The 16,236-nt window shown below is 63.5% G+C and carries 15 protein-coding genes; 5 read left to right on the top strand and 10 right to left on the bottom strand.

All coding sequences use genetic code 11. The features are described from left to right. Window positions 1-27: 27 nt before the first annotated feature. A complete protein-coding gene (locus tag BUE09_RS17010) occupies window positions 28-681 on the top strand; it encodes a DUF2238 domain-containing protein (protein WP_073302721.1) in 654 nt (217 codons plus the stop codon). Between the two features lie 178 nt (window positions 682-859). Continuing rightward, window positions 860-1,213, top strand: a complete 354-nt coding sequence (locus BUE09_RS17005) for a hypothetical protein (protein ID WP_073302719.1) — start codon at window positions 860-862, stop codon at window positions 1,211-1,213. Window positions 1,214-1,349: 136 nt separating this feature from the next. Here the strand turns inward: BUE09_RS17005 and BUE09_RS17000 are convergent, their stop codons facing one another. The 10 genes from BUE09_RS17000 to BUE09_RS16955 all read right to left on the bottom strand — a co-directional run bounded on the left by BUE09_RS17000 (window position 1,350) and on the right by BUE09_RS16955 (window position 11,600). Further along, window positions 1,350-3,005, bottom strand: a complete 1,656-nt coding sequence (locus BUE09_RS17000) for a proton-conducting transporter transmembrane domain-containing protein (RefSeq protein ID WP_073302717.1) — start codon at window positions 3,003-3,005, stop codon at window positions 1,350-1,352. Beyond that, a complete protein-coding gene (locus BUE09_RS16995) occupies window positions 3,002-4,498 on the bottom strand; it encodes a complex I subunit 5 family protein (protein WP_073302715.1) in 1,497 nt (498 codons plus the stop codon). Before BUE09_RS16995 ends, BUE09_RS17000 begins: the two co-directional genes overlap by 4 nt. Then, on the bottom strand, window positions 4,495-5,919 hold the full coding sequence (locus BUE09_RS16990; RefSeq protein ID WP_073302713.1) for a complex I subunit 5 family protein: 1,425 nt from the start codon (window positions 5,917-5,919) through the stop codon (window positions 4,495-4,497). Before BUE09_RS16990 ends, BUE09_RS16995 begins: the two co-directional genes overlap by 4 nt. Next, the gene (locus BUE09_RS16985; protein ID WP_073302711.1) at window positions 5,916-6,215 is read right to left on the bottom strand and encodes an NADH-quinone oxidoreductase subunit K; all 300 of its coding nucleotides are present in this window, start codon (window positions 6,213-6,215) and stop codon (window positions 5,916-5,918) included. The genes BUE09_RS16990 and BUE09_RS16985 overlap by 4 nt, the downstream gene beginning before the upstream one ends. Further along, complete coding sequence (locus BUE09_RS16980; protein ID WP_073302709.1) at window positions 6,212-7,123, bottom strand: hydrogenase subunit MbhD domain-containing protein; 912 nt, start codon at window positions 7,121-7,123, stop codon at window positions 6,212-6,214. Before BUE09_RS16980 ends, BUE09_RS16985 begins: the two co-directional genes overlap by 4 nt. Then, window positions 7,116-7,412 (bottom strand): cation:proton antiporter, encoded by a 297-nt coding sequence (locus tag BUE09_RS16975; protein ID WP_073302707.1) that lies wholly within the window; start codon window positions 7,410-7,412, stop codon window positions 7,116-7,118. The genes BUE09_RS16980 and BUE09_RS16975 overlap by 8 nt, the downstream gene beginning before the upstream one ends. Further along, window positions 7,405-7,656, bottom strand: a complete 252-nt coding sequence (locus BUE09_RS16970; protein ID WP_025240033.1) for an MrpF/PhaF family protein — start codon at window positions 7,654-7,656, stop codon at window positions 7,405-7,407. Before BUE09_RS16970 ends, BUE09_RS16975 begins: the two co-directional genes overlap by 8 nt. Then, the gene (locus tag BUE09_RS16965; protein WP_073302705.1) at window positions 7,656-8,147 is read right to left on the bottom strand and encodes a Na+/H+ antiporter subunit E; all 492 of its coding nucleotides are present in this window, start codon (window positions 8,145-8,147) and stop codon (window positions 7,656-7,658) included. The genes BUE09_RS16970 and BUE09_RS16965 overlap by 1 nt, the downstream gene beginning before the upstream one ends. Before the next feature lie 83 nt (window positions 8,148-8,230). After that, complete coding sequence (locus BUE09_RS16960) at window positions 8,231-10,648, bottom strand: glycoside hydrolase family 65 protein (RefSeq protein ID WP_073302703.1); 2,418 nt, start codon at window positions 10,646-10,648, stop codon at window positions 8,231-8,233. Continuing rightward, window positions 10,641-11,600 (bottom strand): PfkB family carbohydrate kinase, encoded by a 960-nt coding sequence (locus tag BUE09_RS16955; protein WP_073302701.1) that lies wholly within the window; start codon window positions 11,598-11,600, stop codon window positions 10,641-10,643. The genes BUE09_RS16960 and BUE09_RS16955 overlap by 8 nt, the downstream gene beginning before the upstream one ends. 383 nt (window positions 11,601-11,983) lie before the next feature. On the opposite strand from BUE09_RS16955, the gene BUE09_RS16950 reads away from it, so the two are divergent. From BUE09_RS16950 to BUE09_RS16940, 3 genes are all read left to right on the top strand, one after another. Next, window positions 11,984-12,559, top strand: coding sequence for an antibiotic biosynthesis monooxygenase (locus BUE09_RS16950; RefSeq protein ID WP_073302699.1), 576 nt, complete (start codon window positions 11,984-11,986; stop codon window positions 12,557-12,559). Window positions 12,560-12,777: 218 nt separating this feature from the next. Then, a complete protein-coding gene (locus BUE09_RS16945) occupies window positions 12,778-13,854 on the top strand; it encodes an ABC transporter substrate-binding protein (protein ID WP_172830710.1) in 1,077 nt (358 codons plus the stop codon). Further along, complete coding sequence (locus BUE09_RS16940) at window positions 13,841-16,213, top strand: putative bifunctional diguanylate cyclase/phosphodiesterase (protein WP_073302697.1); 2,373 nt, start codon at window positions 13,841-13,843, stop codon at window positions 16,211-16,213. The genes BUE09_RS16945 and BUE09_RS16940 overlap by 14 nt, the downstream gene beginning before the upstream one ends. Window positions 16,214-16,236 lie beyond the last annotated feature (23 nt).

Raw genomic sequence — 16,236 nt, 5'->3', positions numbered from 1 at the left:
GCACCCGATTCCGAAAAGGCAGGTTGAATGCACCGCCCGCTGTTGCTCAAAACCCTGGTTTGCCTCGTTGTACTTGCGCTGATGGTATCCGCGATCAATCCGCACGACCGCACCACCTGGCTGCTGGAAGTCTTACCGGTGGCCTTCTTGCTACCGGCGCTGGTGTACAACCACCAGCGGTTTCCGCTTTCGTCCCTGCTGTATCTGTTACTGGCCGTCCAGGCGCTGGGACTGATTGCGGGCGGCCATTACACCTTCGCCCGCGTGCCGGTGGGCTTCTGGCTTCAGGACTGGCTGGACCTCAGTCGCAACCACTACGATCGCGTTGGGCATTTCTTCCAGGGCGTTGTGCCTGCGCTGATCGCGCGGGAGCTGCTGGTGCGCAAGGACCGGGTTCATGGCAAGCACCTATTGCCGTTTGTTTGCGTGAGCATGGCCATGATGCTCAGCGCCGTTTACGAACTGGTCGAATGGGGGACGGCCCTTGCGCTTGGTCAGGGGGCCAAAGCCTTTCTCGGCATGCAGGGTGATCAGTGGGACACCCAGGCCGACATGTTCTGCGCACTGCTCGGCAGCCTCACCGCTATGACGCTGCTGGTGCGTTTACACGACCGCAGCATGGCCGCCATCGGTAAGCCCCAACCGGTACGCTCAGCCATCCAAGGCGAAACCGTGAGATAAATGACGACACTAACTATCGGTTTAATTAAATTAAATGATTGGCTGAGTTAATCAATAAAGACGTTGTCTTCGGGATATCACATTCGTCGATTTGTACTATTGATACGCTCATGTTTGTCCCGTTTGCCCTCGCTCGTAGCATAGGTCCCGTACCCCACTACTACCGAAGGACATTCTCATGAAAAAACTACTTACAAGTGCGATTCTGGCCAGCATCGCGTCCAGTGCCTTTGCAATCCCACCAAGCCATCCTCAGCCTATCTTGGGCGAAGCGCAGGGCGCCGAAACCGTACAGAAGCACGTCATCACCGACCGCAGCGTTTCGGAAAACGGCTTTGATCGTACCCCGCTTGGCGAACAGTTTGCAGAAGATGGTTTCGATCTCACGCCGATCAGTGACCAGATTGCAGAAGACGGCTTCGACCACACACCGATCAGTGATCAGGTTGCAGATGATGGTTTCGACCGTACTCCGCTTGGGCAGCTGGTGGCCGAAGACGGCAGCGACCGCACCGGACTCGGCGCGGTCTGAAGTTAACGCTTCAATTCAAGGCGCCGTTGGCGCCTTTTTAATTTATCGAATAATTATTACTAGGACATAGGCGCTGCATGTCCGACCTACTGCAGTTCGCATCGGCACATAAATTAACCGAAACGTTATTCCTGAATCACCACAACCAACCCAACCACAGCAAAGCGGCCAGCAGCCAGGCGCTCATGGTCAGCGCGCCGATGCTCCAGAAGCGGTTCCAGCGGCGTTCCCGTTGTCGCCAGCGCGAGGCATTCGGGTGAGCGGTTGGCACAGCGATCGGCGGGTGTAGAACCAGATGTCGTAGTTGTAGCGAGAGCGTCAGCGCCGGGTTGGGCAGATTCGTCAGGCGTGTCGGAACCTTCCAGCCGCGGTGCCATGCCAAGCCAGCCAAACCCAGCGCCAGCAACAGCGGCCATAACGCCGCCCAGATGCCGCTTGGATTGAGGCCATGCAGCATCGGCTCGCGCAGGGCGGGCCACAGCCAGGGCAAGAGTAACGAGCAACTGCTGAGCAATGCCCAGGGCAACAGCTGAGGTAACGGTGGGCGGTTCACTGGCGCATCGCGGGCATCCCGGCATAGCAGCCACAGCGCGCGGATCAACAGCAGCGACGTGGTCAGGCTGCTGAGGCTCAGCCAGACCAGCCAGCCTTCGAACTCACCGGCATGCCAGACCTCTTTCAGCGCCGTTTTTACTGCTCCGCCGCTGGTCAGCGGCAAACCGACGATTGCCAGTGCCGGCAGCGCCAGCAGCGCCCAGCCGATACGCGGTAGGTGACCGGCGTGGATCAAACCCGCCGCGAGAAACAGAGCCCCCTTGGCCAGGCCGTGATGCACGCCGTAGAGCATCAGCACGACGGTCATCGCCTGCCGTTGCTCGGGATGCCGCCAGGCGAGGGCCAGCAGCATTACCAGATAGCCCATCTGACTGACCGATGAATAGGCCAGCACCGCTTTGGCCTTGCCCGCAACGAGGCCGAGCAGTGCCGGATAGACGGCACCGAAGATGCCCATGGCGAGCAGCACGTCCGCCCAGCTGGACAGCAACGGATCGCTTTCGGGCAGGCATCGCCAGATGCCCAGCAGACCGGCCTTAAGCATCGCCCCGGACAGCACCGCGCTGGCCGGTGCAGGTGCTGCTGGATGGGCCAGAGGCAACCAGACGTGCAGTGGCCAGAAACCGGCCTTGAGCCCCAGTCCCGCCAGCAACAGGATCAGCGTCAGGCCATCCATGGGCAGCGTTTGCCAGGCGGCGAACGAGAAGTCGCCGCCAGCCGCATGGCTGCGCAGCATCAGAGCGGCCAGTAAGGCCATCTCACCGGAGATCGCCAGCTGCAGGTACAGCCGCCCGGCGCGGCGAGGGCCGGGGCCGCCCTGATGAGTGATCAACCCGTAGGCAGCGAGGCTCATGGCGCTGAAACCGAGGTAGAAGCTCAGCGCATCAGTGGCGATGATCAGCAACAGATTGCCGGCCAGTGCCACCAGCCAGAACGTCCAGAAGCGCAGCCGCTTTGAATCATCCCTCTGACTGCTGCTGGCGAAGACGCTTGCACAGCCCCACAGCAACGCCGTGAACGCCAGCCAGGCGCGGGAAAGTGCATCATCGGCGCCCCAGCGCACGCCCTCCCAGAGCATCGGCAGATCCAGCGTAGGCATCGGCTGAACGACCAACATCAGCGCCGGAACACAGGCCAGCCACAGCCAGCCGATGGCGCGCTCGCGCCAGATCGCCAGGCTGGTCGCCGCCAAAAGCGGCGCAAGCGACACCAGCATCCAGAGCCAGGCGCCACTCATAGCGCGAACTCGCGGTTGACGATCAATTGCGCCCAGCCCAGCGGGCTCAGCGCCGTGCCGGCCAGCACGCCCACCAGCACTGACAAAAAGGCGGTGAAGACCGCGGGGAGCAACAACATCCAGTGGGTTTCCCAGCGCTCCTCGCGCCAGTTGTCTTCGTGCCAGTCAGCCGGTTCGGCGAACCAGCCACGCCACAGGAGCGGCAGGAAATAGCCGGCGTTGAGCAGCGCCGAGCCCATCAACACCAGCAGCACCCAATCCTGCCCGACCTCCAGCGCGCCCATGCCCAGCGACCACTTGCTGACGAAGCCAGCAATCGGCGGAATGCCGATCATGCCCAGCGCACCGATACTGAACGCCGTCATGGTCAGCGGCATGCGCCGGCCGACACCGTCCATTTCGCGAACACGATGGATGCCAAGGGTTTCGGCGAAATTGCCCGCGCAATAGAACAGCGTGACCTTCATCAGCCCCTGATGGACCAGATGGGCCAGCCCGCCCACTGCCGCGATGGGCCCGAGCAAGGCGACGCCAAGGGTCACGTAAGACACCTGGCTGATGGTCGAGTAGGCCAGGCGCTTTTTCAGCTCCTGCTGCTGGAGGGCGCGCATCGAGCCATAGAGGATGGTCGCCGTGGCCAGCCAGAGCAGCGGCCCGGCCATGTCCAGCTGCTCCATGGCCTCAGCGCCATAAACGTCATAGACCACCCGGATAATTCCGAACGCACCAGCCTTGACCACCGCCACCGCATGCAGCAGCGCGCTGACGGGTGCTGGCGCCACCATCGCCTTCGGCAGCCAGCCATGCAAGGGAATCAGCGCGGCCTTGACCCCAAGCCCGGCAACCAGCAGGACGAAGGCGACGCGCAACGCCAGGTCGTGCTCGCCCACCGCCGCCAGCAAGTAGCCGCCCGGCTGGAAGTCCTGCCCGCCGGCCAGGCCATGCAGCAGCGCCACGCCCATCAATACCAACGCACCACCGCCCACGGTGTAGGCCAGATAGACGCGCCCGGCGCGCAGCGCTTCGGGCGTGCCGCGATGCACCACCAGCGGGAACGTCGCCAAGGTCAGCATCTCGTAGAACAACAGAAAGCTGACCAGATTGCCCGCCAGCGCCAGGCCTACGGTGGCGCTCACGCAAAGGCTGAAGTAACCGAAGAAGCGCGACTGCAACGGAGAATTTTCAAGGTAGCCAATGGCGTAAATGGTAGTGGCCAGCCACAGCACCGACGACAGTGCGACGAACAACAGCGACAGCGCATCGCCCTGCAGCACCAGCGGCGCGCCGGGAAGGAATGGCAGACTGAAGCGAAACTCCAGGCCTTTGCTCACGCCATAGATCATCGCCGCCACCAGCAGCAGCTTGATCACCACGCCACTGAGGTTGAGCGTGACCCGCAACCGATGCTGGTCTTCGTGCAGGGTGAAGATCAGAAGGCCCGGCACCAGCGAGCTGAGCACGATGGCCAACGGTAACCAATGGGTCCAGTTCATCGCGCCACCCCTCCGAGCCAGAGCAGCAAGGGCTCGCTGATCAGCGCCAGACTGAGCACCAACAGCGCCGGCAGCATCGCCAGCCATTGCGCAACGGGATCAGGCTTGACGCTGGGTGGGTTGGGCCGCGCACGATCGAAGCCCAGCGCCACCACACGGAACACATAGGCCGCCGACATCAGCGTGCCGAGCAGCACACCAAAAGCCCATGGCCAGTGCTGCGGTTGCTCGAACAGCGGCTGCAGCAACAGCCACTTGGCAAGAAAGCCTCCACTGGGCGGCAGACCAATCAGGCTGCCGCCGGCGACAGCGAAGGTCGCCATGGCCACCGGCATGTTCTGGCTAGCACCTTTCAGCGCGCGTACCCGACGCGTACCCAGCACCCGCTGCAGCTCGCCGGCAGCCAGGAACATCGACACCTTGGCCAGCCCATGCGCCAGGATGAACAGCCACAGCGCCGCCTCCATTCGCGGCTCCTGCCAATGCAGCAGCAGGCCGAGCGCCAACAGCGCATAGCCCAGCTGCGCAACCGTCGAATAGGCCACCAGCATCTTCAGACGCGGCGCGCGCAGCGCCGACCAGCCTCCAGATATCAACGCCAGGATGCCGGCCCCGGCGAACAGAAACCCGGCCTGACGCCCCAGCTCCGGTGGCGCGATCTGGCTCCAGATCAGCCACAGGATATAGATCGGTCCCTTGACCACCAGCGCGGAGAGCAAGGCGCTGACCGCCGTCGGTGCGCCGGAATGCGCCGGTGGCAACCACAGGTGCAGCGGCCACAATGCCGCCTTGAGCATCAGCCCGACACTCATCAGCAATAGCGCCAGGCGGGTCGTGTTGTCAGCCTCGGTCAACTCGGCCAGCACCAGCACATCGAGCACACCGTAGCGGCCATAGAACAACGCCACGCCAAACAGGTAAGCGAGCGACCCGGCCAGCGACAGCATCAGGTAGTTGAAGGCCGGCCGATAGGCCTTGCGCCCGGCCAGTGCCACCAGCGCCACGGCACAGAGGCTCAGCAATTCAAGCGTGACGTACAGGTTGAACAGGTCCGCCGATAGCCACAATGCGACCAGCGACGCATGCAACAGGCAGGACAACGGCCAGTAATCCTCGTTGCCAGTGGCGTGCGGGCTGCGCGCTGCATAGAGCGCGACCAATAGATGCAAGCCGGCGGTAAAGACCATCAGCAGCGCGGTGAGCGGGGTCAGCTGAAACCGGATCGCCAGCGGTGTCTCCCAACCGCCGATCTGCAACAGCTGCGGCCCGAGGCTGATCGCCTGCTGCAAGGCAAACGCCGCAGCGGTCAGGCTGGCAGCGCTCATCAGGATCACGCAGAGGCCGCTGCGCGCCGGCCGCAGCAACACCAGCAGCAGAGCAGCAAGCAGCGGTAGGGACAGGCTCAGCAACGCCGCATTCATTGTCGCGGCTCCTGCTGACGCTTTGAATGCTCCGGAACTTGCGCCACGCCGGCCAACCGCAACGCCAGGGCGGTGGCGCTGACCGCCACCACCAGCCCGGTCACCACCAGCGCTATCAGCAGCGGATCGCTCGGCTGGCTGCGCGCCGCCAGGGCAATCATCACCAGAAACACGCCACTGCCCATCAGGTTGAAAGCGATGATCCGGCGCAGTGCATGACGCAATGTCAGCAGGCCGTGCAGCCCCAGTAGCCAGAGCGTTGCACCGATGATCATCCAGAACAGGCTGCTGCTCATGAGGAGACGTCCTCCCCTTCGCCCACCACCAGCAGGCTGAGGCTCGCAGCGATCGACAGGGTCGCTACGCTCTCGATCAGGACGATGAGCAGCTTGGTCGCCCCGCTTGGGTAAGTCAGCCAGCCCTCGCCCAGCCAGGCGGTCATCAACGCAACACCGATAAACACCAGCAGGCCGCCCAGCACCAGCAAGCGCAACGGCGTGAATGACCAGCGCAACCGTGGCACCAAGCCCGACAAGCGCAGCAGCACCACACCCGAGGCCAGTAGCGCCCCAGCCTGAAAGGCGCCACCTGGCGCACTGGCTCCGCGCCAAAGAATGTAGCCGGCAGCCAGCACCAGCAGCGGGGCGAGCACGCGCGCCCAGGCTCGTAGAAGCGGCCAGGGCTCGGCCAGATCCAGCGGTCGCGGCCCCAGTTGCCGAGCGCCAAGCAGCGCCAGCAGCAGGACGGCCAGTTCGAGCAACGTGTCCCAGGCGCGGTAGTTCAGCAGCACGGCGGTTACCGGGTGGCTGACACCGGTCTCATCCAGATGCTGTGTGATCAGCGCCGGCATACGCGGCTCTACCTCACTCAGTGGTGCCAGCCCTTGCACCAGCAGGATCAGCATTGGCAGCACCACAGCCGCGGCGCCCAGGCGCAGTCGCGTACCGGTGGCATCTGGCAGATCCGCCGGCCCGGGCTGGCGCGCCAGTGCGGTGAACAGCAGAACGCCCGTCAGTCCGGCGCCAATCGCCGCTTCGGCCAGCGCCAGGTCCGCTGCGCCCAGGCGCGCCCAGATCAACGCCAGCGCGAGGCCGAAGGCGATGAACAGCAGCACGCTGGTGTAGAGGTTACGACCATGCAGCGCGCCAAAGGCGAGCCCCAACAGCAGCAGCCCAAGCACCCCGTCGAACAGCCATTCAGTCATCGCGTGGCTCCTCACCGGCCTGTCGCGCCAGCAACTGGCAGGCGGTGGCGCTGGAGGCCAGCAGCAACAGCCAGACCAGCACCATCTGCCCGACCTCCCATAGGCTGTCGGCACGCAGCGAGAGGCCGGCAATCACCAGCCCGAGGCCCAGGGTGTCCGCCTTGGTTAAGGCATGCAGACGGCTGACGGTGTCGGGAAAGCGCAGCAGACCGATACTGCCCGCCACGAAAAACAGCAGACCGCCAATCAGCAGCAGCCAGCTGAGGCCATCCAGCAGCAGCTCAGTCATGTCGGCCCCTGCGCAGCAATTGCACCAGCGCGGCGCTTGCGACCGCTGCGAGTAACCCCAGCAACAGCGCCACGTCACGTAACGCCGGCTGGTGTTGCCATTGAGCAAGCACCAACAGCAAGGCCGTGCCGGTGGTGCCGAACAGCTGGATCGCCAGCAGCCGATCCACCCGACCCGGCCCCAACACCACGCGGCCGAGCCCGATGATGATGGTTAGCAGCAGCAGGGACGCGTACACCGCCATCAATGCGAGCGCCCCCGCACCAGCAGCTGCTCAAGTCGCTGTTCGAGTTCGCTCACGGTGGGTTTCCACGGCTGGCGCTCATCAAGCACATGCACGCGCATCTGGTCGCCCTCCACTCGCGAGGCCAAGGTGCCGGGCAGCAGGCCGACCAGCGCAGAGAGCACCAGCCGCACCTGAGGCGAAGAGCTAGCAATTGGGTAGTCGAGCCACGCGGGCTGCAGCGGTCGGCGTGGATGAACCGCACGCACGGCCACATCCCAGGCGCCAGCGGCCATCCTGCCGAGAAAGAAACCGACAAACCCAGGCAGCGCCCGCAGCGACGGGTGCCAGGGCCGCAACCCTAACCAGACTGAAAGCCCTGCGGCCAACAGGATGGTCGGTACGCCCAGCGACCATCCGCCACCTTCGCTGAAAAGTGCCCAGACCAACGTATAGATCACCACCCAGCCCAACCCATCCAGCCATCGGCGAGCGCTCCCGACCTCCATCATCACTGCGTCTCCTTGTCTGGCACGTTCTGTTATGGAACGGGCTCTGGACCGGACGTTCCGCTGGATCGACGTACTGGCGTGTTTCAATGCGTTGCCGAGCGACCCTGCGCCGGCGGGATGACGATCTCGAGCGACTCGCCCGGCCCCAGCTGGCACCTGCCTTGAGCATAGTGCAGCGGCACCGAACCCGAGTTTTCATGGGCGGCGCGAACCCACAGCGAGCCGTCAGTCAGCTGCAGATGCAGGCGCGCCTGCCGGAACACCAGCGACAGCGCTATCTGCCGCAACTGCGGCGGTGGCGACGGGAAAATGTGTAACCCATCAAGCTCCAGACGCACCCCAAGGTAATGGCGCTGCATCACGTCGAGCGAGCCGCACAAGGCGCCGAGATGGATGCCTTCCTGAGTGCCGCTGTTGCCTGGCGAACCCAGATCGGTGGCCAGGGCCTGCTGGTAGTAGGACCAGGACGCCTCGCTGTCGATACCCGCCAGCGCACCGGCGCAGACAACCTTCGACAAACTCGACTCATGGGTGATGCGGGCGAGATGATAGGCGACGGTGTGGCGTGTGCAGGCCATGTCATGGCGGTAACCCAGACGCTCAAGGATCTGCTGCAGGGTCTGCCGGGGTAGCAGATGATAGGCCATCAGCACATCGGCCTGTTTGGTCAGCTGGTAGCGATCGCAGCTGTCATGCCGCGCTTCGAGCATCCAGTCCAACCGTGGCCGGTCACCGTGCAGCCACTCCTGCGATGGCGCTTCCAGCTTGTCGAAACCTTCGAACTGGCTGAGCGATTGATCGTCGACGAAGGGCAGGTAAAGACCTTCTGCGATCGCTTGCCAGTGTTCCGGCTCGTCCGGTTCCAACGCCAGCCGTCGCTGTAGCGCGGTTGCATCGGCCTCGCTGAGCAACGCCAGCACCTGCCGCGCGCGGCCGAGCGTCCAGGCCGCCATCAGATTGGTGTAAGTGTTGTTGTTCAACCCCGGCTCTACCGCGTCCGGGTAGCTGTTGTGATATTCGTCAGGGCCGATTACACCGCAGATCAGGTAGCGCTGCCGCGACGCATCGAACTGCGCCAGGCTGGCCCAGAAACGCGCCACTTCAATGATCAACTCACCGACCGGTCCGGCCAGCAATGCCTCGTCAGCGGTGGCCAGATACAGCTGCCAGGCGTCGTACGCCACAGCTGAACCGATATGCCGCTGCAGGTGGGTGTGGTCAGCCATCCAGCGACCGGACATCGGGTTGCACTGCCATGGCGGCGTCTCTTCCTCGCCCGTGCGTGCGCTGCGCCAGGGAAACATGGCCCCCCGCAGCCCTGCGCGACGGGCCCGTTCGCGCGCCTTGTCGAGGCGCGCATAACGGTAGTTGAGCAGGCTTCTGGCGAGTTCGGGCCAATGAGTGGCGAGTACCGGGTAGGCGAACAGCTCGTCCCAGAATACCTGGCCGTAATAGCCTTCCATCCAACCCCGAGGCGGAAAGCCAAGGTCACGCCCAACGCTGAGTGGCGACACGGTTTGCAGCAGGTGAAAGGCATGAAAGTGCAGCGCATGCTGCAGCTGCGGATCGTCCGCTGTGAGCGCGAGCCCCTGCCACAGCCTTTGCCAGGCTTCGGTGCTCGCCTGTTCCAATTGCAAATAGCCGTCACATGGCAACTGTCGCTGTGCCTCGACACGCGCGCCGTCGTCGGTTGCGGGTCGTTCCTCGTAGACCAGCACTACCGCGCACTTCTCGATGATCAGCCGACCGCTGTCCGGCACGCTGCAGTCCGTCTGCTGGATCAGCCGATGATCATCGAGGGTGGCGCGCCATTGCAGGGGTTGCTCGGGCGTCCTGATCTCTGTCGCCATCGCCAGTCGACGGCGATGGTCGTGCAGCCGGGCGCTAAGTGCGGCCGCGCCCTTCTCGTCATGGTCGAAGGCAAGGTGCTGCAATCGCTGTCCTTCATAGGCACGGTTGCGGCGAACCCCGGCGTTGCGTACGCCACCGTCCAGCACTGTACGCAGGCGCAGCTTGAGGCCGGGCGGCAACTGCAGCTCCCAGCGCAGCACGGCAAGATTGGGCGTCGCCATGCTGACCAGACGACGTTCCAGCAACCTCACCCGGTAATCAGCCAGATCGAATTCGAGGTGCCGTTCGAGCACGCCGGTGTCCAGGCTCAGCGTTTGCCGATAGCGCCGCAGGTCGATCCTATCGAGGCTGAACCAATCGCCATTATCTAACGCGAAGCTGAGACCGAAGGGGTCCGGCAAGTTGACCAGTGCCGCCATCTGCACCGAGTCACCATTGACCTCGCGCGGCGCCTCGTCATACCAGCCGGCGCGGTAGAAACCCGCGTAGTGTGCGCTGTCATCCGCACGGGGCGTTGCGGAAGCTTCCGGCGCACTGGCCCGCCACGACAAGACTCCGTTGCCCAGCGCGAGCAAGGCTTCGCGCCTTCGCTCATCGCCGCGGTCGTAATGCTCGAAGACGATCTGGCATCGCGTGTTCGGCTCAGCCATCCAGCCTCCTCGCGTTCTCGAGCAGCTTTTGCGCCAGCTCGATCACCCGTTGTCGATCGGCATACGCGGGCTGCGAGCCATAACCCGTGACGGCAAGTTTCGCCGCAGCCACGCCCCAGGCGGCGGCCTCCCGTGGCTCAAGGCCTTCGAGCAAAGCCACGGCGAACACGCCGGTAAAGGCATCGCCAGCGCCGGTGGTATCGACCGGTTCTACGTCGCCCGGCGGGATGTGCAGGGTCTGGTCAGCCGTCGTCAGCACGCAGCCGCCATCGCCGAGCTTGATGCACACCACGGCAGGCCCGTCGCGCTGCAGTTGACGCGCGGCATTCGCGAGCTGGTCCAGGGTGTCGAGCGAATGGCCAACCAGCCCTTCGGCTTCCGAGACGTTCGGTGTGATCGCGTACAGCCTGGGCAACAGCGCCTGCTCCACACGGTCGGGGAAGGACGGGTCGAGCACCGCCTGAATGCCCTTTCGAGTTGCCGCTTCCAGCGCCTGGCGTACCACCGGCGCTGGTACTTCGTAATCGAGTACCAGGCAGGCGGGCGTTGCGCAACCGTCGATGGCGGCGGCCATGGCTTCGATGGCCGCGTCGTCCCAGCAGTCGTTGGCATTAGTCGCCAGGACGATGTTTTTCTTCCCATCCGGCGGCACCATGATCATCGACACGCCAGTGGACTGACCGCCGGCGCGCCCGACGTTATCCACCTCAACGCCAGCCTGACGCAGCGGGTCGAGTGCCTGTTCGGCCAGCTCGTCGTCACCGACGCGGCCGAGTAACAGGCTGCGGTGCCCGAAACGAGCGCCGAGATACGCCGTATTGCTGGCCTTGCCGCCGGACAGGCGACACAGGTCATGGGCCAGCTGGGTTTCGCGACTGCCTGCAGGCTCGTCGACCCGCACTTGGAAGTCAGCGTTGATGCTGCCCAGCGACAGCAAGGTGAAACGTTGCATGGACATGCTCCGACGGCTCAGGCTCGTCCTTCAACGGACCTGAACTGCCGGCGAGGGTTCGCGTTTCGCTGAGCGCACGAGCCAGCCGAGGCGGAACCGCGCGATGCTGTGGCACGCCCAGACGCTGTGCACCACATACAGGCGAATGCCCCATCCTTGCGCAAGCCATTGGCACCGCGCCGCGTTGCGGCTGTTTGGATGGCGCCTTTTTTCAGGCGCGTACTCGTTGCCCGCTCAACGGTTCACCTGCAGCGGGAAGTAATGCTGGAGCTTCTCTGCAAACGGAATAGAATTCGCATCCCCCGAAGGCGCAGCCCACCATCCCGGCGCTGCGTTTGCCGAATGCCCTATCCGGGTGGCCGGTCTGATGCTGGAGATACACGATGTCTACCGAACCCGTCACCCTGATGGTGGCCCGCCGCGTGCGCGATGGCCGCTACCACGACCTCCTCGCCTGGTTGCATGAAGGCGAAGAACTGGCCGCGGACTTTCCCGGCTACCTCGGCTCCGGCGTACTGGCGCCTCCGCCTGGCGACGATGAATTTCAGATCGTCTTCCGCTTCGTCGACGAGCAAACCCTAGACCACTGGGGGCATTCGGCGTCGCGTCGGGCCTGGCTGCAGCGCGGCAGCGAGCTCTTCGGCCAGCCCCTCGAGCACCGCGCACGCGGCATTGACGCCTGGTTTGGCGGCACCGATAGCCCGTCGCCGCCGCGCTGGAAGCAAAGCGTTGCGATTTGGCTAGCGTTCTTTCCGGTCTCGCTGCTGTTTAATACGCTGTTCGGCGGCATGCTCGGCGAGGTGAGTCTGGTGCTGCGGATACTGATCAGCACCCTGGCCCTGACCCCGCTGATGACTTACCTGTTCATTCCGCTGTCCACCAGGCTTCTGGCTTCCTGGCTGCAGCGCTCGCCGCGTCCACGGGTGCAACCCGCTAAACAGCCGATTACTGCCCGCTGATCGGAACGGCTGCGGCAACGAAAACAAATTTGTTGCCGCCATTCGCCTGACGCCATTAAAGTGCCATTACTGCCTGTCGATATATGACTGGGCGGTCGCGCCTGTGTGCGCCTCTCGGCGCGTTCGCGTTCCACAGCCAGAGACCAGTCGAGGCGACCTGCGATATTGGGGTTACTGCGACGGCCCAACAAGCACCTGCCGCAGCGGATGGACAGCTGATGAATAACCAGAAACCGTTTTTCCGAGCTCCGGCCGCCCTGCTGGCGCTGGCCTGCTTGCTGCTTCCATCCACTGCGCTGCATGCAGCACAGACCCTTCACCTGCTCAATTGGGAGGAATATCTCAGCGAAGCAGTAATCGAACGCTGGGAAGCCGAAACGGGCGTGAAGATCGAGCAGGTGTACTTCGACAGCGGTGACAAACGCGACGAAGTACTGGCCAAACCCGACCACCTGATCGACATTGCCCTGACCGAGCTAATCAGCTCCTCTCGCTTCGGCCAACGCGGGCTGCTCGATCCGATTGACGAGCAAGCGCTGCCCAATCTCAAGCATGTTCCAAAGCGTTGGCGTGACAGCTGTGGTGCGCACAGCATCCCTTACCTATGGGGCACACTCGGCATCGCCTACCGGGCTGACCGCCTGCCCAACGTGCCTCAGTCTTGGGCGGACCTTCTCCAGCCAGCCAATCGCGACGAGCCGCACATCATCATGATGGAGGACCATGAAGACATCCTCGCCGGCCCGCTATTGCATCAGGGGCATTCGATCAACACCTCGAATAATGACGAGCTGAAGGCGGCCTTCGAGCTGCTGCAGGCGCAAGCCCCCGCCGTGTTGACCTACGAGTACGTGATCACGTCATTACGCAGCCAGCGTTATCTCGACAAGGCCGACATGGCCCTTGCCTACAGCGGTGATCAGCAGGTCCTCAATGAAGTCGAAGGTGTCGACGGCGAACCCTGGCGCTACATGGTGCCCAAGGAAGGCACGCTGCTTTGGGTGGATTGTCTATCCGTCCCGACTAATGGCGCGCAGAAGGCGTTGGCCTATCGTTTCCTGAACTTCCTCAACAACCCGCAGATTGCGGCGCTGAACAGCGCTGAGCTGGGGGTGGCCACCACCAACGCCGCAGCCAAGGCGTTGTTGCCTGAGGAGATACGCCAGGACCCGACCATCTATCCAGCCGAAGTGGTATTGCGGAACAGCCAAGTTTACGAGGCGCGACCCTTGGAAGCGACGCAGACACGGCGACGCATCATCAGCGCCCTGATAAATGCCCATGACGCTCGGTAAGCGCGCACTGCTGGTGATCTTTCCGGTCATCCTGGCCGTCCAGCTGCTCGCCGCCACGACGGCCTACATGACCCAGCGCGCATCGCTGTTGGGTCTCGAGCAGGCACGCCTGGCGCAACGGCTGTCGGCGTTGAAATCGGCCTATCTGGATTACCAGGCGTTCAATCGCAGTGCGCTCTATTCGATCACCGATAGCGAAGCGTTGCGGTCGTTCCTCCGCGAATCGGACACCACCTACCGCAACGACACCCTTGGCCTGCGCATCCAGCAGAGCATCCGCTCGCTCTCCAGTGCTCGGCTGTCGTTCGTCTCCTTTGCCATCGTCGAGCCTGACGACGAAGTCGCCTATTACTTCGAAAGCAGCCTGTCACCGTTCGCCCGGATGAATGCCACCCAGCAGCGGATCGTGAGAGAGGCCAAGCGGGCCGCCGATACCGATGAAATGGTCTACGTAGAGAACGCCGAAGGCGGACCGCTGCTGCTGGACACTGATTTCATTCTGCCGACCACCGCCACCCGTCCCTTGCCCAGTCAGCGCGAGGAGGCGTTTACCCTGCAACTGGCCGTGCGGCCGGAGCAGTTCATCGAGCTGAAGGCCCAGCTCGAATCAGACTATGATGCCGCGGTAGATATCGCCCCGACGCTGGGCACAACCACGTCGCGCCTGTCGGCGGATGTCGACTTGTCGACATCGTTGAAGGCTCGGCTGACGCCTGCTCCGCACTACCTTGCCGATCGCTTGCGCACACTCAGCCTCGCCTTCCTCATCGGCGGCTCGCTGATCTGCCTGATCACCAGCGGATTGTTGCTGCTGCTGATCCGCCGCTACGTTACCGACCCCATCAGCGACCTGGGCCAGCAGCTCACCGACCTGCTGCTGTGCAAGCGAACGGCGCTGGACGAGCCCACCGACGGCGGCGAGATCGGCCGCCTGACGTTGAACATGAAGACGCTCCACGAGCGCAACACGGAAGCCTTGCAGCGCATTCAGGAAATTTCCTGGACCGACAGCCTGACCCACATCAGCAACCGCGCCCATTTCGGCATATTGGCTGCGGCGATGCATAAAAAGTGCGAGCAAGGCGGGCAACGGCTGGCTCTGCTGTTTCTCGATCTGGACAATTTCAAGCAAGTCAACGATCAGCACGGCCATGATGCCGGTGATGCATTGCTGCGGATCTTTGCCCTGCGCGCGCAAGGCGAGCTCAATCGCCATTGCGAATGGCGACCGGATACCGAAACAGCCTTCGCGCGGCTGTCCGGTGACGAGTTCGCCGTCCTGCTCATGTCACCGGCTGCAAGCGATAGCCTGGCCGAACTCACTGACGCCTTGCTTGGCCTGTGCCGCGGTGGCTTCCGCGTGGATGATCGTCTTTACCAGATCAGCGTCAGCATCGGCACCGCCCGTTATCCCGACGATGCCGCGTCGATCACCCAGTTGCTGACGCGGGCCGACAGCGCGATGTATCAGGCCAAAGCCATGGGCAAGAACTTCGCGGTGGCGTTTTCGGCGGAGCTCGAGCAACGCGACCAACGCATCCGCCTGATCGAAGAACAGTTGCGTACCCTCAACGGCGACGACCAATTTCGTTTGGTGTACATGCCAGCGGTGGACCGTGAAGGTGCGGTGGTCAGCTGCGAGGTATTGCTGCGCTGGCACTCGCCACTGCTGGGCACGGTCTCACCAGGGGAATTCATTCCCATCGCCGAGCGTGCAGGCCTGTTCCCGAAGGTCGACAGCTGGGTGATCGACCACGCGTTGGCCGGTTACCCGCAACTGGTCAGCCTGTTCGGCGAGGGCGTTATCCTGGCGATCAATGTGTCGTCAGCGCAGCTGGACGATGACCGCCTGTGCAGCTACCTGACCGAACGCGCCGCGCACTACGGTATCTGCACCAGCCTCATCGAAATCGAGCTCACCGAGACCTTCGCCGCTGAACTCAGCAGCAACACCATGGCGGCAGTGAGTGCGATTCGGATGGCTGGATTCCGCGTCGCCATCGACGATTTCGGGGTCGGCTACACCTCGATCCAGCAATTGCTCGAATACCCGGCCGATACCATCAAGCTGGACATGGCGATCATTGAGCGACTGACCCGCCCGGAGATGCAGCAAAGCCTCACGGCGATCGTCGCGTTCTGTCAGGCCCAGGGCAAACGGGTGAATGCCGAGGGTGTCGACAGCCTGGAGAAACAATCCGCGCTACTGCAGGCCGGCTGCGACCTGTTCCAGGGCTACCTTATCTCGCCGCCGCGTTCGGTCACGGCGTTGGCGGAGTGGGTAGCGGTGCGCAATCTGTCCCAGGCAGAGCTGCGCCTGGAGCAATTGCCGCCGCGCACGGCGGTGCAGCCCAGCTAAGCGGTATCTCGCTGCGAGCGACT

The sequence above is a fragment of the Stutzerimonas xanthomarina DSM 18231 genome, assembly GCF_900129835.1.
GTDB lineage: Bacteria > Pseudomonadota > Gammaproteobacteria > Pseudomonadales > Pseudomonadaceae > Stutzerimonas > Stutzerimonas xanthomarina.
This window is presented reverse-complemented; position numbering and strand designations above follow the sequence as displayed.

Excerpts from the sequence above, each read along its gene's own strand:
- BUE09_RS17010 (WP_073302721.1), top strand. The coding sequence starts at position 28 with ATGCACCGCCCGCTGTTGCTCAAAACCCTGGTTTGCCTCGTTGTACTT.
- BUE09_RS17005 (WP_073302719.1), top strand. The coding sequence starts at position 860 with ATGAAAAAACTACTTACAAGTGCGATTCTGGCCAGCATCGCGTCCAGT.
- BUE09_RS17000 (WP_073302717.1), bottom strand. The coding sequence starts at position 3,005 with ATGAGTGGCGCCTGGCTCTGGATGCTGGTGTCGCTTGCGCCGCTTTTG.
- BUE09_RS16995 (WP_073302715.1), bottom strand. The coding sequence starts at position 4,498 with ATGAACTGGACCCATTGGTTACCGTTGGCCATCGTGCTCAGCTCGCTG.
- BUE09_RS16990 (WP_073302713.1), bottom strand. The coding sequence starts at position 5,919 with ATGAATGCGGCGTTGCTGAGCCTGTCCCTACCGCTGCTTGCTGCTCTG.
- BUE09_RS16985 (WP_073302711.1), bottom strand. The coding sequence starts at position 6,215 with ATGAGCAGCAGCCTGTTCTGGATGATCATCGGTGCAACGCTCTGGCTA.
- BUE09_RS16980 (WP_073302709.1), bottom strand. The coding sequence starts at position 7,123 with ATGACTGAATGGCTGTTCGACGGGGTGCTTGGGCTGCTGCTGTTGGGG.
- BUE09_RS16975 (WP_073302707.1), bottom strand. The coding sequence starts at position 7,412 with ATGACTGAGCTGCTGCTGGATGGCCTCAGCTGGCTGCTGCTGATTGGC.
- BUE09_RS16970 (WP_025240033.1), bottom strand. The coding sequence starts at position 7,656 with ATGGCGGTGTACGCGTCCCTGCTGCTGCTAACCATCATCATCGGGCTC.
- BUE09_RS16965 (WP_073302705.1), bottom strand. The coding sequence starts at position 8,147 with ATGATGGAGGTCGGGAGCGCTCGCCGATGGCTGGATGGGTTGGGCTGG.
- BUE09_RS16960 (WP_073302703.1), bottom strand. The coding sequence starts at position 10,648 with ATGGCTGAGCCGAACACGCGATGCCAGATCGTCTTCGAGCATTACGAC.
- BUE09_RS16955 (WP_073302701.1), bottom strand. The coding sequence starts at position 11,600 with ATGCAACGTTTCACCTTGCTGTCGCTGGGCAGCATCAACGCTGACTTC.
- BUE09_RS16950 (WP_073302699.1), top strand. The coding sequence starts at position 11,984 with ATGTCTACCGAACCCGTCACCCTGATGGTGGCCCGCCGCGTGCGCGAT.
- BUE09_RS16945 (WP_172830710.1), top strand. The coding sequence starts at position 12,778 with ATGAATAACCAGAAACCGTTTTTCCGAGCTCCGGCCGCCCTGCTGGCG.
- BUE09_RS16940 (WP_073302697.1), top strand. The coding sequence starts at position 13,841 with ATGACGCTCGGTAAGCGCGCACTGCTGGTGATCTTTCCGGTCATCCTG.